Annotated in this window: 23 protein-coding genes; 12 read left to right on the top strand and 11 right to left on the bottom strand. The window is 56.1% G+C overall.

The window, feature by feature from the left end:
* Positions 1-43: 43 nt before the first annotated feature.
* The 4 genes from paaK to paaG form a co-directional block, all read right to left on the bottom strand.
* Positions 44-1,357 (bottom strand): phenylacetate--CoA ligase PaaK, encoded by a 1,314-nt coding sequence (gene paaK, locus YERSI8AC_RS21915; protein WP_159177571.1) that lies wholly within the window; start codon positions 1,355-1,357, stop codon positions 44-46.
* Positions 1,358-1,467: 110 nt separating this feature from the next.
* Positions 1,468-1,935 (bottom strand): hydroxyphenylacetyl-CoA thioesterase PaaI, encoded by a 468-nt coding sequence (gene paaI / locus YERSI8AC_RS21910; protein ID WP_138800668.1) that lies wholly within the window; start codon positions 1,933-1,935, stop codon positions 1,468-1,470.
* Complete coding sequence (locus tag YERSI8AC_RS21905; protein ID WP_230804431.1) at positions 1,928-2,095, bottom strand: 3-hydroxyacyl-CoA dehydrogenase NAD-binding domain-containing protein; 168 nt, start codon at positions 2,093-2,095, stop codon at positions 1,928-1,930. Before YERSI8AC_RS21905 ends, paaI begins: the two co-directional genes overlap by 8 nt.
* 1 nt (position 2,096) lies before the next feature.
* Entirely contained in the window at positions 2,097-2,888 is a 792-nt protein-coding gene (gene paaG / locus YERSI8AC_RS21900) for a 2-(1,2-epoxy-1,2-dihydrophenyl)acetyl-CoA isomerase PaaG (RefSeq protein WP_138800667.1), read from the bottom strand.
* A 586-nt stretch (positions 2,889-3,474) separates the two neighbouring features.
* Between paaG and paaY the strand changes: the two genes are divergently transcribed.
* A complete protein-coding gene (gene paaY / locus YERSI8AC_RS21895) occupies positions 3,475-4,089 on the top strand; it encodes a phenylacetic acid degradation protein PaaY (protein ID WP_022521454.1) in 615 nt (204 codons plus the stop codon).
* 49 nt (positions 4,090-4,138) lie between these two features.
* On the opposite strand, the gene paaX is transcribed toward paaY, so the two are convergent.
* The 4 genes from paaX to YERSI8AC_RS21875 all read right to left on the bottom strand — a co-directional run bounded on the left by paaX (position 4,139) and on the right by YERSI8AC_RS21875 (position 8,190).
* Positions 4,139-5,065 carry a phenylacetic acid degradation operon negative regulatory protein PaaX gene (gene paaX / locus YERSI8AC_RS21890; protein WP_022521455.1) on the bottom strand — a complete coding sequence of 309 codons (927 nt, stop codon included), beginning with the start codon at positions 5,063-5,065 and terminating at the stop codon, positions 4,139-4,141.
* A gap of 435 nt (positions 5,066-5,500) precedes the next feature.
* Positions 5,501-5,914, bottom strand: a complete 414-nt coding sequence (gene rnk / locus YERSI8AC_RS21885) for a nucleoside diphosphate kinase regulator (RefSeq protein ID WP_022521456.1) — start codon at positions 5,912-5,914, stop codon at positions 5,501-5,503.
* A gap of 112 nt (positions 5,915-6,026) precedes the next feature.
* Positions 6,027-7,379, bottom strand: coding sequence for an NADP-specific glutamate dehydrogenase (gene gdhA / locus YERSI8AC_RS21880; protein ID WP_022521457.1), 1,353 nt, complete (start codon positions 7,377-7,379; stop codon positions 6,027-6,029).
* Between the two features lie 334 nt (positions 7,380-7,713).
* A complete protein-coding gene (locus YERSI8AC_RS21875; RefSeq protein WP_138800665.1) occupies positions 7,714-8,190 on the bottom strand; it encodes a LabA-like NYN domain-containing protein in 477 nt (158 codons plus the stop codon).
* Positions 8,191-8,479: 289 nt separating this feature from the next.
* Here YERSI8AC_RS21875 and YERSI8AC_RS21870 point away from each other — a divergent pair, with 289 nt between their 5' ends.
* Genes YERSI8AC_RS21870 through YERSI8AC_RS21860 form a run of 3 tightly spaced genes read left to right on the top strand, consistent with a single transcriptional unit; the run spans position 8,480 to position 12,014 of the window.
* Entirely contained in the window at positions 8,480-9,277 is a 798-nt protein-coding gene (locus YERSI8AC_RS21870; protein WP_022521459.1) for an IclR family transcriptional regulator, read from the top strand.
* A 6-nt stretch (positions 9,278-9,283) separates the two neighbouring features.
* A complete protein-coding gene (locus tag YERSI8AC_RS21865) occupies positions 9,284-10,573 on the top strand; it encodes an NAD(P)/FAD-dependent oxidoreductase (RefSeq protein ID WP_138800664.1) in 1,290 nt (429 codons plus the stop codon).
* Between the two features lie 34 nt (positions 10,574-10,607).
* Positions 10,608-12,014 carry a Na+/H+ antiporter NhaC family protein gene (locus YERSI8AC_RS21860; protein ID WP_022521461.1) on the top strand — a complete coding sequence of 469 codons (1,407 nt, stop codon included), beginning with the start codon at positions 10,608-10,610 and terminating at the stop codon, positions 12,012-12,014.
* 258 nt (positions 12,015-12,272) lie between these two features.
* Here the strand turns inward: YERSI8AC_RS21860 and YERSI8AC_RS21855 are convergent, their stop codons facing one another.
* Positions 12,273-12,836: a flavin reductase family protein gene (locus YERSI8AC_RS21855; protein WP_138800663.1), complete on the bottom strand. Its 564-nt coding sequence runs from the start codon at positions 12,834-12,836 to the stop codon at positions 12,273-12,275.
* 22 nt (positions 12,837-12,858) lie between these two features.
* The gene (locus tag YERSI8AC_RS21850) at positions 12,859-13,479 is read right to left on the bottom strand and encodes a LysE family translocator (protein ID WP_022521463.1); all 621 of its coding nucleotides are present in this window, start codon (positions 13,477-13,479) and stop codon (positions 12,859-12,861) included.
* A gap of 330 nt (positions 13,480-13,809) precedes the next feature.
* Between YERSI8AC_RS21850 and YERSI8AC_RS21845 the strand changes: the two genes are divergently transcribed.
* The 8 genes from YERSI8AC_RS21845 to etfB all read left to right on the top strand — a co-directional run bounded on the left by YERSI8AC_RS21845 (position 13,810) and on the right by etfB (position 24,806).
* Positions 13,810-15,093 carry an MFS transporter gene (locus YERSI8AC_RS21845; RefSeq protein WP_138800661.1) on the top strand — a complete coding sequence of 428 codons (1,284 nt, stop codon included), beginning with the start codon at positions 13,810-13,812 and terminating at the stop codon, positions 15,091-15,093.
* Between the two features lie 296 nt (positions 15,094-15,389).
* Positions 15,390-16,535, top strand: a complete 1,146-nt coding sequence (locus YERSI8AC_RS21840; protein WP_022521465.1) for a GlxA family transcriptional regulator — start codon at positions 15,390-15,392, stop codon at positions 16,533-16,535.
* A gap of 248 nt (positions 16,536-16,783) precedes the next feature.
* Positions 16,784-17,761 carry a dipeptidase gene (locus tag YERSI8AC_RS21835; RefSeq protein WP_009286052.1) on the top strand — a complete coding sequence of 326 codons (978 nt, stop codon included), beginning with the start codon at positions 16,784-16,786 and terminating at the stop codon, positions 17,759-17,761.
* A gap of 179 nt (positions 17,762-17,940) precedes the next feature.
* Positions 17,941-18,486: a DUF5943 domain-containing protein gene (locus tag YERSI8AC_RS21830; protein WP_159177570.1), complete on the top strand. Its 546-nt coding sequence runs from the start codon at positions 17,941-17,943 to the stop codon at positions 18,484-18,486.
* A gap of 24 nt (positions 18,487-18,510) precedes the next feature.
* A complete protein-coding gene (gene dgcA / locus YERSI8AC_RS21825; RefSeq protein ID WP_159177569.1) occupies positions 18,511-20,583 on the top strand; it encodes a dimethylglycine demethylation protein DgcA in 2,073 nt (690 codons plus the stop codon).
* An 83-nt stretch (positions 20,584-20,666) separates the two neighbouring features.
* Positions 20,667-22,685, top strand: coding sequence for a (Fe-S)-binding protein (locus YERSI8AC_RS21820; protein ID WP_159177568.1), 2,019 nt, complete (start codon positions 20,667-20,669; stop codon positions 22,683-22,685).
* Entirely contained in the window at positions 22,682-23,986 is a 1,305-nt protein-coding gene (gene etfA, locus YERSI8AC_RS21815) for an electron transfer flavoprotein subunit alpha (protein WP_159177567.1), read from the top strand. Before YERSI8AC_RS21820 ends, etfA begins: the two co-directional genes overlap by 4 nt.
* Positions 23,976-24,806 carry an electron transfer flavoprotein subunit beta gene (gene etfB / locus YERSI8AC_RS21810; protein ID WP_159177566.1) on the top strand — a complete coding sequence of 277 codons (831 nt, stop codon included), beginning with the start codon at positions 23,976-23,978 and terminating at the stop codon, positions 24,804-24,806. Before etfA ends, etfB begins: the two co-directional genes overlap by 11 nt.
* A gap of 60 nt (positions 24,807-24,866) precedes the next feature.
* Here the strand turns inward: etfB and YERSI8AC_RS21805 are convergent, their stop codons facing one another.
* Positions 24,867-25,754: a DMT family transporter gene (locus YERSI8AC_RS21805; protein WP_159177565.1), complete on the bottom strand. Its 888-nt coding sequence runs from the start codon at positions 25,752-25,754 to the stop codon at positions 24,867-24,869.
* Between the last annotated feature and the right edge of the window lie 45 nt (positions 25,755-25,799).

The following is a 25,799-nucleotide window of genomic DNA, read 5'->3' as shown; positions in this document are numbered from 1 at the left end:
TTCGGGGGCTGATATCATTGCCCTAGGCTCTGTCTGAAAAGAGTTAACGCACGTCTTTGACCCGCTTGGCCTTACCCATCGAACGCATAACACTTTCTACCGGGCACACCTCGACCTTGGTGCTGATACCAATGTGCGTCTTGATGGCATGCTGGAGCTGTTTCGCGGCTTCTTCACAAGCCACGGGGTCGCGGGCGATGTCATGATGATTCGCCTCTACACGAACAAGCACCATGTCCATATTGCCTTGGCGGCTGACTTCGATCTCGTAGTGGGGAGAAAGCGACGCGATTTTGAGCAGTTGTTCTTCGATCTGGGTGGGGAACACATTCACCCCGCGAATGATCAGCATGTCGTCGCTGCGGCCAGTGATCTTGTGGATGCGTCGCATGGGGCGCGCGGTGCCCGGTAGTAGGCGGGTCAGGTCACGGGTGCGGTAGCGAATCACCGGTAGGCCTTCTTTGGTTAAGGTGGTGAACACCAGCTCGCCGTATTCGCCGTCTGGCAGGACGTCACCACTGACCGGGTCGATGATCTCGGGGTAGAAATGATCTTCCCAGATGGTCGGGCCATCTTTGGTCTCCAGGCACTCCATGCCTACGCCCGGGCCCATTACCTCAGAGAGACCGTAAATATCGAGGGCGTCGATGCCCAGGCGCTGCTCTAAGGCTGTGCGCATGCTGTCGGTCCAAGGTTCGGCGCCGAAGATGCCAGTACGCAAGGGCAGCGTATGCGGGTCGATGCCTTGGCGCTCCATTTCGTCCGCGATGTTGAGCATATACGAGGGGGTGACCATGATGATGTCCGGCTCGAAATCACGGATCAACTGAACCTGTTTCTCGGTCTGGCCGCCCGACATGGGAATCACCGCGCAACCCAGGCGTTCAGCACCATAATGCGCGCCCAGCCCACCGGTGAACAGACCATAGCCATACGCCACATGCACCTTGTCGTTGCGGCTGCCGCCGGCGGCGCGGATCGAGCGCGCCATCACATCAGACCACACATCAATATCGTTCTGGGTGTAGCCGACCACCGTCGGTTGCCCGGTGGTGCCGCTGGAGGCATGGATGCGAACGATCTCGCTCATCGGTGTGGCCAACATGCCGAACGGGTAGTTGTCGCGCAAATCGGCCTTGGTGGTAAAAGGTAGTTTGGCGAGATCCGCCAGCGTCTGGATATCGTCGGGATGCGCCCCAGCCTTGTCGAAGGAGTGGCGGTAGAAGGGCACATTGTCGTAGGCGTGCTTCAGGCTCCACTTCAGGCGCTTGACCTGAGTGGCGCGCAGCTCGTCGACGCTGGCGGTTTCCAAGGGGTCGAGAGTCGCGGTGTTGATACGCGTTGCGGGCTGATTCATCAGGGGTCTCCGATCAAGCTAGTTGTTATTGGACTAGTTTCTAAATGCACCATGGTCTATGGAATGGCTTTAGTAATGGGCTTATAAGCGCTCAATGATCAACGCGCCTTTCATTGGCTATCTCCAGCAGCGGTGTCTTCCAGGCGGAGTACGCTGCCGCGAATTTTGTAGGAACGCCCGCGGAACAAGGCAACGGTATCTCCGTGCTGATTGCGCAACGTAATGTCGTAAATGCCGGTACGCCCGCGGCGGCTGCGCTCTTCGGCGGTGGCGGTGATCTCGTCGCCCAGCTGGCCGGGGCCGAGGTAGTCGATACTGCAGCCAGCGGCCACGGTGGCTTCATCGTAGCTGTTGCAGGCAAACGCAAAGGCGGAATCGGCGAGGGCAAACAGAAACCCGCCATGGCAGTTGCCGTGCCCCTGCACCATGTCCTGGCGCACGGTCATGGTCAGTTCGGCGAAGCCGGGGGCCACGCGAGTAATACGCATGCCCAGCCCTTGGCTGGCGTGGTCACGGGAAAACATTGCCTCGGCGCAGGCTTCCGCCAGTTGCTGCGGGTTCAGTTGGGAATCACGCATGAAAGCTTTCCTCGTATAGGGCTTCGAGCCGAGCAAACACCTGACGCTTGGCCTCAAGGTTCTCGACGATAGCCTCGATAACCAAACGGCTATCGGTCAAGGCATTAATGGCGCCTGTGCTGATGATGCTAATAGTGGCGGTAGAGAGAAGGGTTGGCATATCACTCTCCCTTGAAGGTGGGGCGACGTTTTTCCATAAAAGCACTGACGCCTTCGCGGTAATCTTCGCTGCGCCCAGCAAGGCGTTGCAGGTCGCGTTCCAGGTCGAGCTGCTCGTTGAAGCTGTTATCGCTGCTGGCATGTAGGGCGCGTTTAATCAGCGCTAGGCCATGAGTGGGTTGAGTGGCCAGGTGGCGAGCCATGCTCATGGCTTCTTCTTGAAGCGCCTCATCGTCGACGCAGCGCCAGATCATGCCCCACTGTTCGGCGGTCTCGGCGGGCAGCTTGTCGCCCAGCATCGCCAGGCCCTTGGCGCGGGCCATGCCCACTAAGTTAGGCAATGTCCAGGTGCCGCCGGAGTCTGGAATCAAGCCGATCTTACAGAAGGCCTGAATAAAGCTTGCCGAGCGCGCGGCCAATACGATGTCGCAGGCCAGGGCGATGTTGGCACCGGCACCTGCGGCCACGCCGTTCACCGCACAAATGGTGGGGAACGGCATGTCTTTAAGGGCGCGCAGCATGGGGTTGTAACGTTTCTCAAGCGACTCGCCGAGGTCGGGGGCTTCTGCGTCGGGCGCGACGCTACGGTCGGAAAGATCCTGGCCGGCGCAGAAACCTCGACCGCTGCCGGTCAGCAGCAAAGCGCGAACGCTTGAATCCTGGCGCACGGCTTTTAGCACCTTGCGCATCTCGGCATGCATTTCGGTATTGAAGCTGTTCAAGCTTTCGGGGCGGTTCAGCGTGATGCAGGCGACGCCGTCTTCCACGCTGTAAAGCAGGGGCGCTTGGCTCATGGGTAATGTCCTTGTGTCAGTGCCCTTGAAAAGTGGCAGGTCGTTTTTATTGGAAGGCGCATGCCCTTTTCGCGGTCGGCGGTGCCCGCCAGTGACCGTTCGGCCTGTGATCCACAGGATGAATCTCTGCCGAGTATAGATTTATTTTGATACACATCAATATTATATGGGTGATTATAATGTGTCGCTTGTTGGTGTTGTTGGTAGTTTGTTATTTATTAACAATAACTTGTGTGACTTTTTTGCGAATATAAGATAATTGTTAGACGATGGTATAAAAAAACCAAGGTCGTCTAAAAAACTGACTTACAGCAGGGTGCGTCGAGTTTTTAGATAGCGGTGTGCCCATTCTTCAGTAGACGGCGACAGGTAAAGTGTTTGATGTTTTGTTACGCAAAATATAGTCTTTGTTTATATGGTGTATCAAAAAAGAGTGAGTGGAGGAGCGCCCCATGACGCAATCAGTGCAGCAAAGGCGCGATAACTCTAGGTGGCTACACAACTAATAAAGCAGTGGCCGAGCAGTTCGAAGAACTGGCGGTGGGGGCAACACCCCACACGGCCAATCAAGCTAACGGAGAGTGTTATGCCTTACTATCGACTTGAAGGGGTGACGCCGGTGGTACACCCGACGGCTTATGTCCACCCAACGGCAGTGTTGATCGGGGATGTGATCGTGGGCCCCAACTGTTATGTAGGCCCTGGCGCGGTGATGCGCGGCGATTTCGGCCGTCTTGTGCTGGAAGAGGGATCCAACCTTCAGGATACCTGTGTTATGCACGGCTTTCCTGGCTGCGTCACCAAAGTTGAGAAGGATGGCCATATCGGCCATGGCGCGGTACTGCATGGGTGCGTGATTGGGCGTGATGCCATGGTGGGTATGAACGCCGTGGTGATGGATGGCGCCAACATTGCTGAGAGGTCTATCGTTGCGGCAGCAGCGTTCGTTAAGGCGGGCTTCGAGTGTGAGCCCCAGTCGCTGGTGATGGGGGCACCCGCAAAGGTTAAGCGCGCGCTGAGTGATGAAGAGTTCGCCTGGAAACAGCAGGGTACCCAGGAGTATCAGCGCTTAGTGGGCCGTTGTCGGGACAGCCTGGAGCCCTGTGAGCCGCTGGCAGAACTCGATGCTGATCGTCCAACCTTGCTGGCTGGTGATACTCAACCCAAGCAGCAGACGCTGGATCAGTCGCCACAGCCATAAGGTGCGTTATGCCCGATGTGACGGCTGATTAAGCAGTCTCGTTAGGCGTTCAATCCAGCCCGCCGAAGCGCTGGTAGAAGCTGGGGCCAGGGGCGGGTAGTGGGCCCTCGGCGGTTTCCAAATGTTGATCCAACCAGCGTTCTGCACGTTCGTAGAGCAAACGATAAAGGTTGCGGCAGAGCTGATGGGCGTAGCGTCCTTCCCACGCCGTGGGGAGTAGTTCTTCAGGCAGGAGGGGGTCGCGTAATTGAACCTTGCGATACTCGTGAATAAGCAAAGTTCGGGCAATGAAGCACTCTTCTTGGCCTAAATGGTTCTCTGTGTTGAGCGCGTTCCAAAGGGGGCGAAACTTAACCAGAAAACGTTGGTAGAGCTCGGCTAATTCGTCGAGGTTCCAGCTCTCTCTGACCTGGAGACGCAGCGGCTTACTGGTCATGGGCTCCATGGTCTGCGTTTGCATTACAATCGTATCGTCTGCTGCATCTAGTTCTTGCAAAGCCGCCATGGTCTCTGCACATGACAGCGTGGGATGCGCCAGCACACCCTGAGCAAAACTACCAAAGCCTAGCCATTCGAGCTCGTCACGAATCTGCTGGCGCCGGTCTGGGGGAAGCTGTGTCAGCAATACCAATGTCCACTGTCCCGACCAAGCTGGCTGGGTGCCGTGATAGACACGCTTGAAGGCTTGTTCGAAACGACGCCGACCAGGGCCACTCAACCGATAGTAGCTGCGACGACCAATCTTCTCTCCCCGTAGCCAGGTTTCATTGGTCAGCCGGTAAACCGATGTACGCACCAGCCGCTCATTGATACCGATGGGCTCCACCAGTTTCGATAGACTGCCTAACCACACAGTGCCGCCCCGCGGAACGATAGAGTCGCCATAGACGGTAATAATCAATGAACCGGCGCGAATTGGCCGACGCTTCTGGAAGTCATCAATAAGCGTAGCGACGCAGTCTTTAGCTGACGACATGGTGAAAGTTGATTCCCTTTGCGGTGAGGTTGTCGCTAAAAACGACAGAAAATATGACGAATACAAAAGATTATCGTATCACGTTTTTTTTGTCGTTTGGCCTGAGACGATCCTCTCTTGATAGGAAGTCGCTGCGTCCACTTCCTGGCGTAATGGCGTCTATGAGCGCTGTAATGCTTTGCCAATTCAGGTTTTAAGGTAACCGTCCAATGTGTACATTATCACTGGAAGAATTGTGAAAAGTACCATGGCTATGACTAATAGCAGGGACGGTGTGTTTAATGCGATAAAGAGCCGCTTAGTTATAGTCTTCCGAAGGGGGTATGTGAAAGCTGAGGGCGCCCTGAATAGACCCTCTTTATGTGGATTAAGTGGGCGAAGAAAATAGCTGACTTAATCATGAGCTAGCGGAGCCAGCTCACTCTTTATCGCGTCTTATCGGTGGAATTGCTTTTCGCGTTCGGGCTGCCAATAAATAGCATCGATGCGGAGTCGTGCCTCGGTATTATTGGGTAACGGCCATTCGATGATGTCGCCCACTTTGAGGCCGATCAATGCAGCACCAATAGGTGCCATGACCGAAATGCCGTCCGCTACGCTTTCCAGGGAGTGCGGATAGACGAGGGTACGAATCATCTTAAGCCCTCGGGTAAGGTCGGTGAAGCGAACCTGGCTATTCATGCTGACCACGTCATCCGGAATATCCTCGGGATCGCAGACTTCACCTCGTGCTAGCTCTTCCTCAAGTAGCTGAGCCACGGCCATGTCTTTCTCGGATGCATTGTCGATCAAGCGCTGGAGGCGTTCGGCATCAAGACGGTTAATAATAATAGCAGGACGTTGTCCCATGATTACTCTCCTTAGAAAGCAATAAGTTTAAACCAATAAAAAACAGCCCTTCCCCAATAAAGGAAGGACTGCGTGCTTTTTATAGTATAAGCGATTTATAAAATAAAGACGATCAGGTGACCCCTTGTTCAATCATAGCATCAGCCACCTTTCTGAAACCTGCAATATTGGCGCCTAGTACCAAATTGGTTTTATCACCAAACTCTTCGGCTGTATCGGCGCACTGGCGGTGAATATTGGCCATAATCTGTTTTAATTTTTGGTCGACTTTCTCCAGTGGCCACTGCTCCATGCTGCTATTTTGTGCCATTTCTAACTGACTGGTAGCAACGCCACCTGCATTGGCCGCCTTGCCGGGCCCATAGGCAATTTTAGCGTCTAGAAAAAGGTCGACGGCCTCTTTGGTAGAAGGCATGTTGGCCCCTTCACTGATACACGTTATGCCATTAGCGAGCAGAATTTCCGCATCGCTTTCGGTCAGCTCATTCTGCGTCGCGCAGGGGAACGCAACATCGGCTTGAATACGCCATACGGCATTCCCGCCCTGAGGATAGTCACGGGCAGAAATGTAGTGCGCGTCAGGGTGCTCATGTAAGTAGGCTTCTAAAGAGGTGCGCTGCACTTCTTTGAGCTGTTTGAGTAAGCCTAAATCAATACCGTTTTCATCGTGAATGGTGCCACGTGAATCGCTGCAGGTGACTGGTTTAGCACCCAGTTCGTATAGCTTCTCAATGGTATAGATGGCTACATTGCCAGCGCCGGAAACTAGGCAGGTCTTATCGCGCAGTTCTTCTCCCCGGGCAGCCAGCATGTTTTGTGCAAAGTACACCGCACCGTAGCCGGTGGCCTCTTTACGGCCTAGCGAGCCTCCCCAATTTAGCCCCTTACCTGTTAGCACGCCCTCATAGTGGCCAGTGAGTCGTTTGTACTGGCCAAAGAGATAGCCAATTTCACGCGTGCCGACACCGATATCGCCTGCAGGTACATCGCAGTGAGGACCAATATGGCGGTAGAGCTCGCTCATAAACGCCTGACAAAAGCGCATGATCTCGTTATCTGATTTTCCTTTGGGGTCAAAATCGGCGCCGCCTTTACCGCCGCCGATTGGCAAACCGGTTAACGCATTTTTGAAAATTTGCTCAAAGCCGAGAAATTTGATGGTGCCCGAGGTAACGCTGGGATGGAATCGTAAGCCACCCTTGTAAGGGCCAAGGGCAGAGTTGAACTGAACGCGATAGCCTTTGTTGACCCGCACTTTCCCAGCATCATCTACCCAGCTTATCCGGAACATGATTTGTCGTTCGGGCTCGACTATTCGCTCAATAATGCTGTGGTGATGATAGTAATCACTTTGCTCAAGTAGCGGGCGCAGGCATTCGAGCACTTCTTCAGTGGCTTGATAAAATTCTGACTGTGCAGGGCTGCTTTTATTAAGGCGTGTCAGCGTATCGTGAACGTAGGGCATCGGAGCATATCATCATAGTTATTCAACAGAGTATTGGCTGGCCAGAGCGTTAGAATATTTAACTGGCAGCATGCTTCTGTGCATAGCCTATGCCGGTTCGGTATGGGCAAATATGATGGGGGGTTTAGACTAAAGTATGCGTTTGAAAGGTTCGCCTCGCTTATTTTCCACAATCTAATAAACGATGGATAAACGTTTTGAATTGGTTGAGGTTTTTGTATAGCGTCTAGATAGATGTGCTACCGGCCGGAAACTTGGTCAATCCCCATTTCTTCGCTGCAGCCTTCTATCGAAATAGCTATCAACAGCAGTGTAGACTCTTTTCGAGCTATAATTAATTTAATAGAAGCGCTTTATCTATTGCTATAAACCCACTGGCCGCATTTATTAGCGACGCTGCCGTCAGTTGGGGAACGCCATAAACTTCGACTTTTTTGCCATGCTTAGCACGGATTTTTTGGACTAGTAGATCAAAGTCGCCATCGCCGGATACCAGCACGATTACATCTGCCTGTTCTGCGTACTCCATGGCGTCAAGCGCGATGCCTACATCCCAATCGCCTTTTGCGGAACCGTCTGACCGCTGAATAAAAGGCTTTAATTTCACCTCAAAACCAATCGCTCTGAGTATGTTTTGAAACTCTCGCTGCTTTTGGTCACCTCGATCGATGGCATAGCAAACAGCTTTAATAACCTCTCTGTTAGCGGTTACTCGTGCCCAGAATTTGTTGTAATCAAAGTTTTTGCCATATGCTTCGCGCACGGTGTAATAGACGTTTTGAATATCAACAAATACGGCAACGGTGGTCATCAATTCGCCTTTTCAGGAACATATTAGAAGAAGCCGGGTTAGCTAACACCAGTCTAACACTCAGCCGGTTGTCGCCCTTCATCCGTTGGGCGCAAGGCTATAGAAGATCATTTTTGTACAATTATCGGTAGCTTTTGTATGAATTTTTGATTTTGAATGTCGTCATATGTTGACCTATGCCAACCTCTACCTCGTATGCGCTAATGCGGCTTTGTCTCATTTAGTGAGATGAACTCGTGAATTTGTCTTGTTATGTTTTAGCTCACATAGACAAATAACGATAAACATAATGCCGGTAAATGAAAGCATCACCTCATCAGGCCCTACCACTCTCGTTCATGCCATGCAGATATTGCAGGTTACTGCACGTGGCGGCCACCGGGGTGCAAGTGTAGACGATTATCTGAATGAATTGAGTTTCAGCCGTCCTACTCTCTATCGGTTGTTAAAAGGTCTCAAGCAGCAGGGATTTTTACGATCTTCTCCCATTCGTGGGCGTTACCTGCTGGGTTATGAGCTGCTGGTGCTTGGCGCCCAAGCGGGAAATGGTGCTGGGTTGCGTGATTTGGCCCGGCCAAGGTTGCTGACACTCGCGCAGCGCTGGGGAGACAGCTTCTATCTGTTCGCTCGCGATGGCGTCAATGCCGTTTGCCTGGAAGTGCAGAACGGCGCTTATCCCGTGGGCAGCTTCGTTAGGGCGACGGGTGGACGTTTGCCGCTAGGCGTTGGCCAAGCGTCGATTGCCTTACTTGCCTACCTGGGGGCTGATGAGCGAAGCGAAATACTCAACCATAACGCTGAGCGTCTGATAGACGAATACTCGATTGCCATCGCTGACATCGAAGCCGAAATTGCCCATCAACTGAAACATGGTTACGCCCGTGGAGTAGAAGGTTCTTTACTTCCGGAATACAGCGGCCTGGCCATTCCTATCCTCGATCATAGCGGCCACCCCCTGGGTGCCATGAGTTGTTCGATGCTCAAATCGCGTATGACGAAGCGCCATAAGCTGGACGTACTCCAAGGCATGCAGGAAGAAGTGGCTGCCATGGTCAATCAGGCCCATGGCCTGCTGTATCTGGATTAACTCTCTATGCCACACACTACGCACCCAAGCCATCAACGCCCTTGCGGCTGGAACGCTTGGCTAACCGAGCGCCAGCCGCGCCCCGCCTTAAGTGGTCAATCTGAGGCAGATGTCGTCATCATCGGGGCTGGTTATACCGGTTTTGCGGCAGCCTCGGCCTGGCAGCAGGCGCGCCCTGAAGACCGCATCAAAATCCTCGAAGCTGACCAGGTAGGTGAAGGGAGTCCAGGGCGTAACTCCGGCTTTATGCTGGAAATTGCTCTAGCCAACGATGCTCGCCCCGAAGAGCTTGAGCGCATGGAGAAGCTGAACGCGTTAAGCCGACAAACCATGGCGTTACTGCGCGAGCGTGTCGAACGCCTAGGCATTGACTGCCAACTCGAGCGTAGCGGCACCTATCGCGCTGCCCGTAGCACGATAGGCCAACGTGCCTTGAGCCAGTATGAGGAGTTTCTGAAAGCTGCCGGTCTGTCTTGCCAGACCTTGAACGGCAGCCAACTCGCTGAGCGAATCGGTACGCGCTACTACACACAGGGTATTTATTCACCGGACTGCTATCTCGTCCAGCCTGCAGCATTGATTGTTGGCTTAGCGGATTCATTGGAAGCCGGCATCGAGCTGCATGAACACTCGCCCGCGACTCAAATAGTGCCAGATGGCAAGAAGTGGCGCGTTACGACACCCGAAGGTGAAGTGACGGCTGGTCAGGTGATTCTGGCCAATAACGCTTTCTCTAGGGCTTTGGGTGCAGACAGTTCGCGGCTAACCGCTATTTATACCTATGCCGCTATTACCGATCCTTTACCGCAGCCCGAGCGCCAACGCATCGCCGAGACGACGTGGGGGCTGCTACCTGCACACCGCTTAGGTTGTACGCTGCGCACCACCGCTGACGGACGTTTGATGATCCGCTCGCGTTACAGCTATGAGCGCGAAGCGGATAACGCCCGTATCGAGGCCGAACTGAAAGCGAGCCTTGAGGCCCGCTACCCCGAACTTACCCCAGTGCGCTTCGACAAGGTTTGGGGAGGTACCACCGGGCTGACTTATAACGGCGCTCCGCTCTGGGGCGAGATCCAGCCCGGATTATATGTATCAGCGGGGTGCAATGGCGGCGGTATCGTCAAGGGTACCTTTCTGGGTGATGCTTTGGCTCGCCACGCGCTCGGCCAACCGGTTGAGGATATTGCGTCTTTATTCGGCAAAGCGAGCTGGATGCCGCCCGATCCCGTACGTCGGTTGGGTTTCTACCTGACCAGTGAAATGGAGCGCCGTAAGGCAAAAAACGAAACCTGACTCCACCCACCACTATAAAAAAAGAGAGATGACAATGGATCCTCAAGATCATATCGGGCTGCTGTCCGTCATGCCGGCGGCATTGGCCATCGTGCTGGCATTTGTCACCCGTAATACGGTTTTCTCGCTGGCTGTTGCTTGTTTCGTTGGGGTGATTACCCTGGGCAATGGATTGATGGGGTTTCCGACGCTGCTCAAGGAAACCCTGGGCACCACCAGCTTCTCCTGGATACTGCTGTTGGAGCTATTCATTGGCACGGTGATCGCTTTTTTCCAGCGCACCGGGGCGATTCAGAACTTTACCGCCTGGGTGGAACGCCGTGCCTTATCGCGGGTGCGGGTTCAATTGGTTGCCTGGGTGATGGGCATGTTCGTTTTTTTCAGCGACTACTTCAGCCCTCTGTTTGTCGGCAGTACTATGCGTGGACTGACGGATCGTTACCGGGTCTCGCGGGAAAAGCTGGCGTATATCGCTGACTCCACCTCGGCTCCGGTGAGTGTAATGGTGCCTATCACTGGCTGGGCAGTGTTTATCTCCGGTTTGTTGATCGGCATGGGCCCCATCGAAAATGCTGCCCAGGCGATGGGGGTATTTCTGCATGCCATACCTTTCAATCTCTATGCATGGCTATCGGTGTTGGTGGTCGGGCTGGTGATCGTGGGCGTCATTCCGCTCTTCGGGCCGATGCGTGAAGCTGAGCGTCGGGCTCAGGAAGAGGGCAAAGTGCTACGCGATGGGGCAGAACCGCTGGTGGGTGAGGAACTGACGGAAATTCCGCCTTATGAAGGAGCACGTACCAGCCTGTTTTGGAATTTTTTCGCCCCGGTGCTGGTAGTGATCGGCGTTGCGGTGGGCACCTTTATCGTGATGGACTCGGCCAAGACCATGGAGGCATTTCTGGCGGCTTCCGTGTTTCTCGGTATCGTTATGCGCCTTCAGGGCATCCCCTTCAACGACATTATGAAAACCTCGATGGCAGGGATGAAGGGAGTAATGCCAGCCATTATCATTCTGGCGTTAGCCTACTCGTTGAATCAACTTTCCAAAGACATGGGCACGGCCAACTATATCGTCGAAGCCACAGCTGGCTGGCTAACACCTGCTTTGCTTCCGGCCATGACGTTCCTTATTGCCGCCGTTATCGCTTTTTCCACCGGCACTTCATGGGGCACTTTCGCTATCATGATGCCACTCGCCGTGCCGCTCGCCTTTAACTTTAGCGGCGATATGGTTACACCGCTGGTGTATGCCACAGTGGCCGCTGTGGCAGGAGGCGGTGTCTTCGGGGATCACTGCTCACCCTTGTCGGATACCTCTGTGCTCGCTTCGACCGGGGCCGCCTCTGATCATATCGACCATATCAAAACGCAAATTCCCTTTGCGCTAGCCGTCGCCTTGCTTTCCCTGGCCATGTATCTGTTGCTCGGCCTTACCCTGTAACCCTCTCCGCCCTGCGATAACAGAGAGGGCGTTGTCGTAGGGCTAACATCATTTGATACTACCCGGCTGGGCGGCATATCAAGTTCATCAATATTCTTTCTGCTGCGTCTTACGCATCAATGCTATCTTGATCGCTATCCGAACTCATGGGTCAGTCTATGAGTCCGCAACTGAACGCTATTGCAGCAAGTTAATGAGCTGGCCTTTCTGGCTAAATCAATAGAAAGGGAGTGGCGAAAGCCTCGATGGCAGTTCTACTCAAATAAGCATTGATGGCTTAAACAGTTCCGTACGGTCGATGGATTGACCCGACAGCATGAACTCTCCCATACCCCGGTAGTGCAGCGATTCTTCCTCATCTGCCGAAGGCGCTGCGTGGGCTTTAACGACCTCAAAAATAAACAGGTTGTAGCGTTCAATCATGGCGTCATCGTGCAAGCGGCACTCGAAAGACGCATAGCACTCCTCTATCCGTGGCGCTCTGACCTTTTCTGACTTGCCTGGGGTTAGCTCAAACGCTTTGAACTTGTCGATCTCGCTTCCTGAACAGTTACCGATACCCACGACCTTATCGACAAGTGATGCCGAAGGAATATTGATCACGCATTCACCGCTGTTGCACACCAGCGCATGGGAGTGATTCCCGGCATCAATAACGCAGCCTAGGAGTGAGGGGGAGAACGCCATGACCATGTGCCACCCCATGGTCATGATGTTGGTTTGTTGTTGCCATTGTGATGACACCAGCACAATCGGGCCAGGTTCAAGAAAGTGCCTGACGTTGGAGACAGGAAAATCCTTCTTCGCTATCGGGTGTGGCATAAATAATCTCCGATTAGATCAGCTAGGCAGTCGGGCGGCGCATTAAGGTCATCAATACCCCAGCGCCAATCAAACTACCGGCGCCGCAGCGGTGTAAGAGGCGGCGAAACTTGGCGGTCATCAGCTGTCGGCTAGTGGTCGACAACAGTGTGTAGCCGAGATCTGAGATGACACCTATCACAAGAAACGTAGCAAACAGAATCGCCAGCTGGGGCGCCAGAGGTTGGGTTTGGTTAATAAACTGCGGCATGAATGCCATGAAGAATAGAATGCTTTTGGGGTTTAGCAGCGTCACCCAGAATGCTTTTGCGGTGCTTTGCTGAACGTTCACCCCAGAGGCTTCCAGGTCATTCAATTGGCCAGATTCACGCCACATCTTGATGCCTAGATAAAGCAGATAGAGAACCCCTAGCCATTTAACCATGGCGAATAGCTCCGCCGATGCCATCAGCAACGCGCCTACGCCGGCAAACGAAAGTGACATCGCCACCAGGTCACCCAAGAAAAAGCCAGGCAACATCGCCAGAGCAGCTTTGCGGCCTTGATTGATACCGGTCACTATCAGTAGAGCAACGGCGGGGCCGGGGGACGCGATGAACAAAAACGAAGCCAACACAAACGATAGCCAAAGCTCAATCGACATAGCGTTAATCTTCCTGTTGTTGAATTATTAACTTTATCTCGCCGTATAGTTGTAAGCCCTGGAACGCCGCGTGGCAATTATGTTCAGTGGTCATTCTCTCACCTATGTGAGTGAGGGAAGATATGGCTGGTAGTCCTTGGTGGAGGCTTCCGTAAGCCTGAAAGCGGACATTCAACAAAGGCTGCCTGCTTAACTCCACTTATCGTTCTGATGATCACTGGAGATTACCCGCTACCTGTTCAAAATCTGCATTGCTCATCGCGGAAGTTGCGAAGACAATGCTCATAGCGACCTTGTATACATGCAGCCAATGGCAGTGGAGGACTCCGCATGAAAGCGTTGTCGAACATGGGGTTTGCCCTATTTGGAGCCGCGCTGGTAGCGATCAGTTACGGGCTTGCACGTTTTGCCTTTGGTCTGTTTGTACCTTCTATCAGTGCCGAGCTTTCGCTGACGTCTTACTTGGTCGGCATTATCGGGGCGCTGCCGTTTATTAGCTTTGTGCTTTCCACACTGGTCGCGCCGCTTGCCGCTGATCGGCTCGGTGCGCGCAACTTAGCCATTCTCTCAGGGGCTTTCGGTGTTGGCGGTTTAGCATTGATCAGCCAGTCGTCAGACGCGCTATCGCTTGGTATTGGTGTGTTTATCTGCGGGATCTGCACTGGTTTAATGATGCCCGCGCTGACCGCTGCGATGCAGGCGCTGGTGAGCCGTGCAATGCATGGGCGCGTCAGCTCGATTATGAATGCCGGTACTAGCATCGGTATTATCGTGGCGGTACCGACCGTTGTGTTCTTGTCGGATGCATGGCGACTGACCTACACGATATTTGCTGCTCTTACCGCTATGGGGGTCGTGGCGGCATGGTACTTCATCCCTTCAGTGTCACGGGTCATTCCAGCTAATGCTGCACCACCACCGCCCATCACTAGGTCGCAATGGTCGCGCCTCATTCGGCTTACGATTTTTGCCTTCGCAATGGGCTTTGTATCTGCGCCGTACTGGCTTTTTGCTCCCGATCTGGCGGTTACCCTTGGCGCGCTCTCTCCAGGGCACACCGGATGGCTATGGTTCGCGGTAGGTATCGCCGGGCTCGGCGGTGCCGTGATAAGTGATTTGGCCGACCGTAATAATCCACCCATCACCCAGGCGTTGATGTTGATGATGCTGTCTTCAAGCTTGGCGTTGCTGGCCGCTAGCCCTGGTCAATTAGCGCTGGCGATATTTTCCGCGATGGTTTTCGGTCTCGCTTACATGAGCTTAACGGGGCTGTACCTGATGACCGGCATCCGACTGCTGCCTGGGCGGTTATCGATGGGGCCGGTATTACCCTTTATGGCCTGCGCGCTTGGGCAGGCGGTGGGCTCGCCGGTGATTGGTGTGCTGGTCGACAGGCTTGGGTATGCGGATGCGTTTTCGATCTTTTCTGTGGTCGGCATCCTGGTCGCGGTGCTATCACCGCTTTATCCGGGCCACATCGACTATTTGACAGAAGAAGAGCCGCAACCGACAGAGGTTGAAGATACTGGCCTTCAGGCCGCTTACGATCATCAACTGCTGGATGAAAACGGTGACCCCATCAAACCTGTTGCTGAAGATGCCGAGGCCCCTTAGCTGAGTAAGCTACTAGCCAGCTTAGGCGCTTGGCGAGAGGCTGCATTGCATTATCCTCCGTGACTTTACAAAGGTTTCGGAAACGACCTCCAGTGTTGCATTTGCGACGGAGAGCCAAGTTCGCGCAATCGTTTTGTCGCTATCCGCCCTATTCGTGCCAATATACGACCAAAGAGCAATGCCACCCCTGAACTAGTGAGTATTCACGCTAGTAAAGGGAAACTAAAAGACGCCAGCGACGCCTACATACTAATAAGAAAAAAAAAGATGATTAAAAGGTGACGGAGGGTAAAACCATGACATCAAATCTAGCAAAAGACCCGGCAGCAAATACCAATCGTGCGGGCGAACCGCAAACCCTTGGTTTTCTACTATTAGATAATTTCACACTGATTTCCCTGGCGTCGGCGATAGAACCTTTACGGATGGCCAATCAACTGGCCGGTCGTGAGTTGTATCGCTGGTTTACCCTGACCCAAGACGGTCTGCCCGTACGCGCCAGCGATGGGCTGCAGGTGACTCCTGATGCCTCTATGCAGACCCCGCTCTCGCTTGAGTGGGTGGTCGTTTGTGGCGGGGTAGGTCCGCAGCACAGCGTTACCCGTGACCACATACGCTGGCTTCAGTCGCAGTCACGCCAGTTAAAACGATTAGGCTCGGTATGTACGGGCAGTTGGGCGCTAGGGCAGGCCGGATTGCTGGATCACTATGAAACCAGTGTGCACTGGGAGTGTCTGGCCTCCATGCAGGAAGCGTTCCCCAACGTTATTCTGACCCCGCACCTTTTCTCTATTGATCGTGATCGATTCACCGCTTCAGGCGGCACAGCGCCGCTCGATATGATGCTCAACCTGATTGCTCACGACCATGGGCGCGAGCTTTCGGCAGGCATTTCCGAGATGTTTATCTATGAACGCGTGCGTAACGAGCAGGATCAGCAGCGGGTACCTCTTAAGCACGTGCTGGGCACCACTCAGCCTAAGTTGTTAGAAATTGTGGCGTTGATGGAATCCAACCTTGAAGAGCCCATCGAGCTCGACGAACTGGCAAGCTATGTGAATGTTTCACGGCGCCAGTTGGAGCGGTTGTTCCAGCGCTATTTGCTTTGTTCACCGTCTCGTTATTACCTCAAGCTGCGTTTAGTGCGCGCTCGTCAGTTGCTCAAGCAAACGCCTCTGTCGATTATCGAGATTGCTTCTGTTTGCGGTTTTGTGTCCACGCCCCATTTTTCCAAGTGTTATCGTGAATATTTTGGTGTGCCGCCGAGAAATGAGCGCTTGGGTGTGCACGACCGCCAAGGAAATAACCAAACTAAATCGCCATCGTTAATCAAACGATGGGGAGGCGAGCCTTATAAAAGCGAACCTCTTTCGAGTGCCCAGCAGGCGCTTGCCTATGCCCAGGGCGAGCCTACTTTTGCCAGCGTGCCGCTCTTGAACTGAGACTCACTGGGTAACCAACATTTGAAACGTGCTGCCCGCCTTCGGGGAGCGCGTTTTTTTATGAACACTACTCACTATTTTAATATTACTCCGCTGCAGTGCTTGCAGGAACATGTTTGCAGGAGCATGAGTAGTTGTCGTGTTCACGACACGATGACGCTTTTGGAATTTCCGCCGTCGTTTCCAAGAGCAGCTAAACCCAACGTCAGCGCTATGCTCGCTACATTAACCAATGTTGGAGCTTAGCTATGACCCCCTCTGAACTGCACAATGACGCCATCGTCATTGATGGCCTGATCATCGCCAAATGGAATCGTGAGCTACTTGAGGACATGCGTCGCGGCGGTCTTACCGCTGCCAACTGCACAGTCTCAGTGTGGGAAGGTTTTCAGGCCACGGTCGATAATATCGTCAAGTCCAACCAGTTGATGGCGGAGTGTAGTGACCTGGTGCGCCCTGTTCGCACCACCGCTGACATTACTCGCGCGAAAGAAGAGGGCAAGACCGGCATCATCTTCGGCTTCCAGAATGCCCACGCCTTTGAAGACCAAATTGGCTATGTAGAGATCTTCAAGCAGTTGGGCGTGGGCATCGTGCAGATGTGCTACAACACCCAGAATCTGGTGGGTACCGGCTGCTACGAGCGTGACGGCGGCCTGTCTGGTTTTGGCCGCGAAATCGTTGCCGAGATGAACCGGGTCGGCATTATGTGCGACCTCTCTCACGTCGGTGCCAAGACCTCCGAAGAGGTCATTCTTGAGTCCAAAAAGCCAGTCTGCTACTCACACTGCCTGCCCTCCGGCCTCAAAGAGCATCCGCGCAACAAATCTGATCAAGAGCTGAAGTTCATTGCCGACCACGGCGGTTTTGTTGGTGTCACCATGTTTGCGCCGTTCCTCAAGAAGGGCATTGACTCCACCATCGAAGACTACTGCGAGGCGATCGAGTACGTCATGAATATCGTCGGTGAGGACGCTATCGGCATCGGTACCGATTTCACCCAAGGGCATGGTCAAGAGTTTTTCGAGTGGTTGACCCATGACAAGGGCTACGCCCGTCGCCTCACTGACTTTGGCAAGATCATCAATCCCAAAGGGATCCGCACCATTGGGGAGTTCCCCAATCTCACCGAGGCACTTCTTAAGCGTGGCTTAAGTGAGACTCAGGTGCGCAAGATCATGGGCGAGAACTGGGTGCGCGTGCTCAAGGACGTGTGGGGCGCCTGACTAAGCGCAGGCGGCTGTCTCCGAAGTGAGGGGCGCCGGGAGCATGCCGTAGAGGAGGTCCGACGCCAGGGATGGCGTCGGTAGCGTCCAAGGATGGATTCATAGCGCCTCCTCGTAGGCATGCTCCCGGGGTAGCCCCGCCGATAACCTGACATAACAACGATCCGAGGAATACAACCGTGACCAAACTGGCCCCCGCACTGCCCATCGAAGTGGATAGCGAAACAGGCGTCTGGACGACCGATGCGCTGCCTATGCTCTATGTGCCACGGCACTTCTTTATCAATAATCACGTAGCCGTAGAAGAGGCGCTAGGTGCTGAGAAGTATGCCGAAATTCTTTATCACGCAGGTTACAAGAGCGCCTGGCACTGGTGTGAGAAAGAGGCTGAGCTACACGACATTAGTGGAGAGGCGGTATTTGAGCACTACATGACCCGCCTTTCCCAGCGTGGTTGGGGGCTATTCATTACTGAACAGATTGATCTCGACTCGGGCACTGCTCAAGTACGACTTGAGCACAGCGCTTTTGTTTACCAGCTTGGCAAAACCGGGAACAAGGAAGAGTACATGTTCACCGGTTGGTTCGCCGGTGCCATGGATCAAATCCTCGCTGCCCGCGGAAGTTCACTGCGTACCGTTGCTGAGCAGACTCAGAGTGCCGCCGAGGAAGGCTGCGATGTAGGCATTTTCACCGTCAAGCCGCTAACCGACGAGCTCCGCTAGCCTGGGGAATGAGGAGAGATCATCATGGCATTCGAGGCAATTTTCGAGCCGATCGAGATCGGCAAGCTGACCATCCGCAACCGTGTGGTCAGTACCGCTCACGCTGAGGTGCATGCCACCGACGGCGGTATGACCACTGAGCGTTACGTCAGGTACTATGAGGAGAAGGCCAAAGGCGGTTGTGGCCTGTGTATTTGCGGTGGCTCATCGGTGGTTTCCATCGATAGCCCCCAGGGCTGGTGGAGCTCGGTAAACCTGTCCACTGATCGCATTATTCCGCACTTTCAGAATTTGGCCGATGCTGTGCATAAGCATGGCGGCAAGATCATGATCCAGATTACCCATATGGGGCGCCGCTCCCGCTGGGACGGTTTCGACTGGTCGACCCTAGTATCACCCTCTGGTATCCGTGAGCCGGTGCACCGCTCTACCTGCAAGACCATTGAGGAAGAAGAGATCTGGCGTATCGTTGGCGACTTTGCTCAGGCCGCGCGCCGAGCCAAGGAAGGGGGCCTCGACGGCGTTGAACTCTCCGCCGTGCACCAGCATTTGATTGATCAGTTCTGGAGCCCACGAGTTAATAAGCGTGAGGACGAGTGGGGCGGTAGCTTCGAGAATCGTATGCGCTTCGGTATGGAAGTGCTTAAAGCCGTACGCGCTGAAGTGGGTAACGACTTCTGCGTCGGCATGCGCATTTGCGGCGACGAGTTCCATCCGGATGGTCTTTCTCACGACGATATGAAGCAGATCGCCGCCTACTACGATGCCACCGATATGGTGGATTTCTTCGGTGTTATCGGTTCTGGCTGCGACACTCACAACACCCTGGCTAACGTTATTCCTAATATGTCCTACCCGCCGGAGCCGTTCTTACATCTGGCGGCGGGAATCAAGGAAGTGGTGAACGTGCCTGTGATCCACGCCCAGAACATTAAAGACCCCAATCAAGCCCAGCGTATCCTCGAAGGGGGCTACGTAGACCTGGTGGGCATGACCCGGGCACATATTGCCGACCCTCACCTGATCGCCAAGATCAAGATGGGCCAGATCGATCAGATCAAGCAGTGCGTGGGCGCTAACTACTGCATCGACCGACAGTACCAGGGCCTTGACGTACTGTGTATTCAAAACGCCGCTACATCCCGTGAATACATGGGGTTGCCCCACATCATTGAGAAAACTGAGGGCGTCAAACGCAAAGTCGTCGTGGTGGGCGGTGGCCCCGGCGGTATGGAGGCAGCGCGGGTAGCCGCTGAGCGCGGTCACGATGTCACTCTGTTTGAGGCCGCTGACGCCTTGGGTGGGCAGATCACGATTGCCGCCCAGGCGCCCCAGCGCGATCAGATCGCCGGTATCACCCGCTGGTTTCAGCTGGAGCTGGCGCGGCTAAAAGTCGACCTGCGTCTGGGCACCCGCGCCGATGAGGCGACGCTGCTCGACCTAAGCCCGGATATCGTGGTGCTTGCCACCGGTGGCCAGCCGTTCCTTAGCCAGCACCCCGAGTGGGGTTACTCGGAGAATGCCGAGGAGAGCTTGGTAGTCAGCACTTGGGATATTCTCTCAGGCAAAGTGGCGCCAGGTAAAAACGTGCTGATTTATGACGCCATCTGCGAATTCTCCGGCGTCTCGGCGGCGGATTTTCTCGCCGACAAGGGTGCCAAGGTGGAGATCGTCACCGACGATATCAAGCCCGGCGCAGCGGTGGGCGGCACCACCTTCCCCACCTACTACCGCAGCCTCTACGAGAAGGAGGTGATCATGTCCTCCGACCTGATGCTGCATAAGGTTTACCGCGAGGGCGATGGCTTGGTGGCGGTGCTCGAAAACGAGTACACCGGGGCTCTGGAAGAGCGCGTGGTGGATCAGGTGGTCGTTGAGAACGGTGTACGCCCTGATGAGGCGCTTTATTACGCGCTTAAAGAGCAGTCCCGCAACAGAGGGCAGGTGGATCTGGAAGCACTCTATGCAATCCAGCCGCAGCCTTGTCTGAGCGAGTCAGGAGATGGTTTCCTGCTGTTCCGGCTAGGCGACTGCACGGCACCGCGTAACACCCATGCGGCCATTTACGACGCCCTGCGAATCTGCAAGGACTTTTGACTTAGGCGAAAGCCAACAATAATGCGGGGCGCCAGAGCAGCCCCGCCGCCGAAGCCAATGGCACCAAAGATGAGGTGAGCACCATGCTCGAAACGCTCTTGCCGATACTGATTTTTACTGCCCTGGCCCTGGCAGTAATCGGCGCTGTACGCCGTATACGCCTGTGGCGTCAGGGGCGCCCCTCGCGGGTGAGCCTGTTCAAGGGGTTGGTGGCCCTGCCGCGCCGCTATTTGGTGGATCTGCACCATGTAGTGGGGCGTGACAAAATGATCTCCAACACTCACGTGGCCACCGCCGGTGGCTTCGTGGCCGCTGCCGTGCTGATGATCCTGGTGCACGGTCTGGGGATCGCTAACCAATTGTTAGGCGGATTACTGCTACTGGCTAGCGCCTCCATGTTTTTCGGCAGCCTCTTCGTGGCGCGGCGGCGGCTTAATCCGCCCGCTCGGCTCTCCAAGGGGCCCTGGATGCGCCTGCCCAAGAGTTTGATGGCGTTTTCGCTAGGCGTTTTCCTGATCACCCTACCCACGGTGGGCCTACTGCCCGAAGGCCTGCTTGAAGGCAGTGGTAGCTGGCTTTTGGCGCTGGTATTAGCGGGCGTCGTGGCCTGGGGCCTGGGGGAAATGTTCTTCGGCATGACCTGGGGCGGGCCCATGAAGCACGCCTTCGCCGGTGCCTTGCACCTGGCCTTCCATCGTCGCGCCGAACGCTTTTCCACCAAGAAAGGGGGCGCTGGCCGATCAACGGGCCTTAAGGCGCTAAACCTGGAGGATGAAGCGGCGCCCCTCGGGGTAGAAAAGCCTGCCGACTTTACCTGGAACCAGCTGTTGGGCTTCGACGCCTGCGTGCAGTGCGGTCGCTGCGAAGCGGTCTGCCCCGCGTTTGCCGCCGGTCAGCCGCTCAATCCCAAGAAGCTGATCCAGGACATGGTGGTGGGTATGGCGGGGGGCAGTGATGCTGCCTATGCTGGCTCCCCGCACCCTTCACAAGGGCTTGGGGGCAAGCCGGTAGGTGAACACGCAGGCTCTCCTCATGGGCCCATTGTGGCGCTGCAGGGGAAGGCTCTGGTCGACGCTGATACCCTATGGTCGTGTACGACCTGCCGTGCCTGCGTGGAAGAGTGTCCGATGATGATCGAGCACGTGGATGCGATTGTCGATATGCGCCGCCACCTGACCCTGGAGCGTGGCAAAACGCCCAACAAAGGCGCCGAGGTGCTCGACAATTTGATCGCCACCGACAATCCCGGCGGTTTCGATCCTGGCTCGCGGCTCAACTGGGCGGCGGATCTTAGCCTACCGCTCATGGCAGATCTTAAGCAGGTCGATGTGCTGTTGTGGCTAGGGGATGGCGCCTTTGATATGCGCAACCAGCGCACCTTGCGTGCACTGGTCAAAGTGCTGCGCGCCGCTGAAGTCGATTTCGCGGTGTTGGGTACCGAAGAGCGCGATAGCGGCGACGTGGCCCGGCGCCTGGGCGATGAGGCGACGTTCCAATCCCTGGCGAAGCGCAATATTGCCACCCTGGCTCAGTATCGCTTCTTGCAGATTGTTACCTGCGATCCCCACAGCTTTCATGTGCTGGGCAATGAGTACGGTGAGCTAGGGGGACATTATGAGGTACGTCACCACAGTACCTTCATTGCCGAGCTGTATGAGGCCGGTCGACTGGCGTTCGCGCCCTGGAAGGGTGGCAGCGTCACCTATCACGATCCCTGCTATCTGGGCCGCTATAACGGTGAATATGAGGCGCCTCGCAACGTGCTCAAGGCGCTGGGTATCCAGGTACAAGAGATGGAGCGCTCCGGCTTCCGCTCGCGCTGCTGCGGCGGCGGTGGAGGCGCGCCGATCACCGATATCCCCGGCAAACAGCGTATTCCCGACATGCGCATGAACGATGTCAAGGAGAGCGGCGCCGAACTGGTCGCAGTGGGCTGCCCGCAGTGTACTGCCATGCTGGAAGGCGTGGTGGATGCCAGCGCCGAAGTGCGCGATATCGCCGAACTGGTGGCCGATGCGCTGGTTGAGCGTTCCGCTGACGATGTGACCGGCGCATCCCGCCGAACCACTGCATCGACGACTGCTGAAGAGGTGATCGTATGAGTGAGATTATTCGCCGCGACCCACGTCGTGAGTGGATCGCCCGAAATCGTCTGCACCCCGACAACGCCGCGGTGCTGGCCTCCCTGGGTGTAAACAGGGGCGGCGGAGCGGTCAGCGAATGGATGGGCCCCAACGGCGTGGTGCGCAAGGATCCTCGTGCCATCGGCTTTATCGGCCCCAATGGCGTCAAACGGATTGACCGCAGTGGCCTCCAGCAAGGGGGGCAGGCCACCGCGACCACCACGGCGGCCCGCGATAGCCGCCGCACGGTGACCATTGATCAGCCCGCCTTCCTGGTGGCCGTGGTGCCCGACCTGACCGGCGGGCGTCTCTCCGGACATGACAAGGATCTGCTGGGCCTGGCGCGGCGTGTGGCGGATGCCGACGCCGAACAGCCTGGCGCTGTGGTGGCGATCCTATTTGGTGAGTATAAGGGCGAGGGTGGCGGCGAGCTTAAGGAGCGGGCGCTGGGCGAAGCCGGGATCGATCGCGTCGTGCATCTTGATGATGAGTTTTACGCGGGGTTTGCGCCTGAAGCGCGTCTGGCGGCTTTAAGCGCCGTCGAGCGGGAGATGACGCCGCGCTTCTGGCTATTGCCAGACTCACCCCTGGGCGGAGCCGATCTGGGGCGGCGGCTTGCCTTGCGCCTGGGTGAACGCGCTGCCACCGGGGTGTGGCAGGTGGAAGCTGATAATGAGGCCACTTTGGGTTGGCGCTGCACGGCCCGTGGTGCCGCTGGGAGCCTGGATATCCAGCGCCCTCTGCCGCGGGTTGCGCTGGCGCTGGCCGAGTGCGCCGAGCCGGTGGACGAGACGCGTCACGCGGCCGAGCACCTGAGTCTGGCGGCAACAATCCCCACCACCCTATCGCGTATAGAAGACCTGGGGCAGGTGGCCGTGGATCCCGCTGGCGTGGCGCTGGCCGAGGCTGAGTTCATCCTCTCCGGTGGCAACGGCGTCAAGCAGTGGGACGCCTTCCACCATGCCGCGAAAGTCCTCGGCGCTACCGAAGGGGCCTCGCGTGTCGCGGTGGACGACGGGTTTATGGCCCGCGATCGTCAGGTGGGCGCGACGGGCACCTGGGTGACCGCCCGAGTGTATATGGCGGTGGGTATTTCAGGTGCTATCCAGCACCTGCAGGGCATTCAGCGCTGCGACAAGGTGGTGGCGATCAATCTCGATCCGGGGTGCGACATCATCAAGCGCGCCGACCTGGCGGTGATTGGCGACAGCACGCAAATTCTGGCCGCTCTAGTGGCCATGGTGGAACAGCAGCGGGGAGGGCAGCGCGATGCAGCCTGATCGACAGCAACAGGGAATCGACGTGGCGGTGCTGGTCTCCATAGGCTGCCACCCCACAACCGGACGCGCGCGGCGCGCCGAACAGGATGCCCGGGGCCTGGAGCTTGCGCTGGCCATGGAAGCCGAACTGCCGGGCACCCGGATTAGCGTACTGCATGCTGGTTTACAGGATGTTGACAGCGAGGCAGCTCTGCGCGGCTACTTGGGTATGGCCACAGGCGGCGGCATGGGGCTTGAGTCCATGACATTGCTAGAGCAGCCCGAGGGCAGCGACGCCATTCCTGCCCTGGCGGAACACCTGGCCGCTACCTCGCCTCAGCTAGTGATTACCGGTGCCCGGGCCGAGCGCGGTGAAGGCTCTGGGCTTTTGCCCTATGCGTTGGCAGAACATCTCGGTTGGCCATTGGTTAATAGCCTGGCATCGGTAGAAAAAGTGGAAAATGGTGTGGTAACGCTGCTTCAGGCGTTGCCAAGGGGCCAGCGTCGCCGTCTCAAGGTGCGTCTGCCTGCCATCATCAGCGTGGATGAAGCAGCGCCGGCGGCGCGTCAAAGCGCCTTCGGCCCGGCGCGTCGCGCCACCTTTGCGATCACGCCGACTACCCCTGAAGCCGACAGCGAGTTAGCTCAGTGGCACCTGGCCCCAGCGCGTAAACGGCCTAAGCGTCTGAAAATCGTTAAAGCTGCGTCGGCCAGGGATCGTTTCAAGGCGGCTGCCTCCAAGGCCGAGGGCAAGGGCGGGCAGGTACTCACCGACGTTACCCCCGAGCAGGGAGCCGAGGCGATCTACAAGCTGCTCAAGGAGGAGGATGTGCTGCGCTGACGCAGCCTGTGCATCACGCCGCTAACCATCACTCAAGCCCGCCTTTTCAGGCGGGCTTTTCTATTGGCCGATAAAACCCGGATAAGGCCGCAGGCGCTGCCTTTCCAGATGCAAGCCTATCCAGGCATGCACTACCAACACCAAAATAACCACGCCACCGCCGACCAGCGTCGAGGTCGTAGGGGTTTCACCTAATAACCACCACACCCACAGCGTGCCCAAAGCAGTTTCAACCAGATAGAACAGCGCCACTTCCGTCGACGGCAGGTAACGGGTGGCGCTGTTGATCAGCACCGTGGCCAAGGGCATCTGCACCAGCCCCATCAGCGCCAGTACGCCATAACGCTGGGCATCCAGATCCAGCGGCGAGGCCATGGGTAGGGCAACCGCCGCGGAGAGCAGCCCGCCACCGGCAATCACCGTCATAGGGTCAATGGCTGGAAAGCGGCGCAGCAGGGTCAGGTTGCCACCGATAGCTGCCGCGGCCGCCAAGGCATACAGGTTGCCTACCAGCATCCCCATGGCCCCCTCGCCCATGAACACCAAACCCATGCCCAGCATGCAGACAGCAATGGCCACCAGCGTACGCAGCGCGACGTTTTCGCCCAGGAAAATCCGCGAAAACAGCGCCGCAAACAGCGGCGCCGTACTTAGAATCACTACTACATTGGCCACGTTGGCGTTCATCACCGCCAGCACAAACAGACTGGAGATCAGGCCCAGCAGCAGCGCCGAGGCCAGTGAGGAGAGCGGGTTGCTGCTCAGTGTTGCCAGCCGCTTGCCTGCCCAGCATAAAAGCCCCAGCACGCAGAACATCAATAGACCGCGCCAGAACACGATGGTCCAGCCGTCGGCGCGCGCTAGGCGGATCAGCAACCCGTCGAAGCTGAGAAATATGACGCCCAGCACCACCATGAGCAGACCGCGCTGGTAAGGGCTTGACTGCATTGTCTTACTCCCGGCTGACACAAAAGGAAACCGCCCGCCGGATAG

The organism is Halomonas sp. 113, from assembly GCF_904067645.1.
Lineage (GTDB): Bacteria > Pseudomonadota > Gammaproteobacteria > Pseudomonadales > Halomonadaceae > Vreelandella > Vreelandella titanicae.
Note: the sequence above shows the minus strand (reverse complement) of the source record. Positions and strands in the feature narration are given on the sequence as shown.

Excerpts from the sequence above, each read along its gene's own strand:
- YERSI8AC_RS21875 (WP_138800665.1), bottom strand. The coding sequence starts at position 8,190 with ATGACCACCGTTGCCGTATTTGTTGATATTCAAAACGTCTATTACACC.
- paaG (WP_138800667.1), bottom strand. The coding sequence starts at position 2,888 with ATGAGCCAAGCGCCCCTGCTTTACAGCGTGGAAGACGGCGTCGCCTGC.
- paaK (WP_159177571.1), bottom strand. The coding sequence starts at position 1,357 with ATGAATCAGCCCGCAACGCGTATCAACACCGCGACTCTCGACCCCTTG.
- YERSI8AC_RS21865 (WP_138800664.1), top strand. The coding sequence starts at position 9,284 with ATGCCACACACTACGCACCCAAGCCATCAACGCCCTTGCGGCTGGAAC.
- YERSI8AC_RS21835 (WP_009286052.1), top strand. The coding sequence starts at position 16,784 with ATGACCCCCTCTGAACTGCACAATGACGCCATCGTCATTGATGGCCTG.
- YERSI8AC_RS21870 (WP_022521459.1), top strand. The coding sequence starts at position 8,480 with ATGCCGGTAAATGAAAGCATCACCTCATCAGGCCCTACCACTCTCGTT.
- YERSI8AC_RS21860 (WP_022521461.1), top strand. The coding sequence starts at position 10,608 with ATGGATCCTCAAGATCATATCGGGCTGCTGTCCGTCATGCCGGCGGCA.
- YERSI8AC_RS21850 (WP_022521463.1), bottom strand. The coding sequence starts at position 13,479 with ATGTCGATTGAGCTTTGGCTATCGTTTGTGTTGGCTTCGTTTTTGTTC.
- paaX (WP_022521455.1), bottom strand. The coding sequence starts at position 5,065 with ATGTCGTCAGCTAAAGACTGCGTCGCTACGCTTATTGATGACTTCCAG.
- YERSI8AC_RS21845 (WP_138800661.1), top strand. The coding sequence starts at position 13,810 with ATGAAAGCGTTGTCGAACATGGGGTTTGCCCTATTTGGAGCCGCGCTG.
- YERSI8AC_RS21840 (WP_022521465.1), top strand. The coding sequence starts at position 15,390 with ATGACATCAAATCTAGCAAAAGACCCGGCAGCAAATACCAATCGTGCG.
- YERSI8AC_RS21805 (WP_159177565.1), bottom strand. The coding sequence starts at position 25,754 with ATGCAGTCAAGCCCTTACCAGCGCGGTCTGCTCATGGTGGTGCTGGGC.
- paaI (WP_138800668.1), bottom strand. The coding sequence starts at position 1,935 with ATGCGTGATTCCCAACTGAACCCGCAGCAACTGGCGGAAGCCTGCGCC.
- rnk (WP_022521456.1), bottom strand. The coding sequence starts at position 5,914 with ATGGGACAACGTCCTGCTATTATTATTAACCGTCTTGATGCCGAACGC.
- etfB (WP_159177566.1), top strand. The coding sequence starts at position 23,976 with ATGCAGCCTGATCGACAGCAACAGGGAATCGACGTGGCGGTGCTGGTC.
- YERSI8AC_RS21855 (WP_138800663.1), bottom strand. The coding sequence starts at position 12,836 with ATGCCACACCCGATAGCGAAGAAGGATTTTCCTGTCTCCAACGTCAGG.
- etfA (WP_159177567.1), top strand. The coding sequence starts at position 22,682 with ATGAGTGAGATTATTCGCCGCGACCCACGTCGTGAGTGGATCGCCCGA.
- gdhA (WP_022521457.1), bottom strand. The coding sequence starts at position 7,379 with ATGCCCTACGTTCACGATACGCTGACACGCCTTAATAAAAGCAGCCCT.
- paaY (WP_022521454.1), top strand. The coding sequence starts at position 3,475 with ATGCCTTACTATCGACTTGAAGGGGTGACGCCGGTGGTACACCCGACG.
- YERSI8AC_RS21905 (WP_230804431.1), bottom strand. The coding sequence starts at position 2,095 with ATGCCAACCCTTCTCTCTACCGCCACTATTAGCATCATCAGCACAGGC.
- dgcA (WP_159177569.1), top strand. The coding sequence starts at position 18,511 with ATGGCATTCGAGGCAATTTTCGAGCCGATCGAGATCGGCAAGCTGACC.
- YERSI8AC_RS21820 (WP_159177568.1), top strand. The coding sequence starts at position 20,667 with ATGCTCGAAACGCTCTTGCCGATACTGATTTTTACTGCCCTGGCCCTG.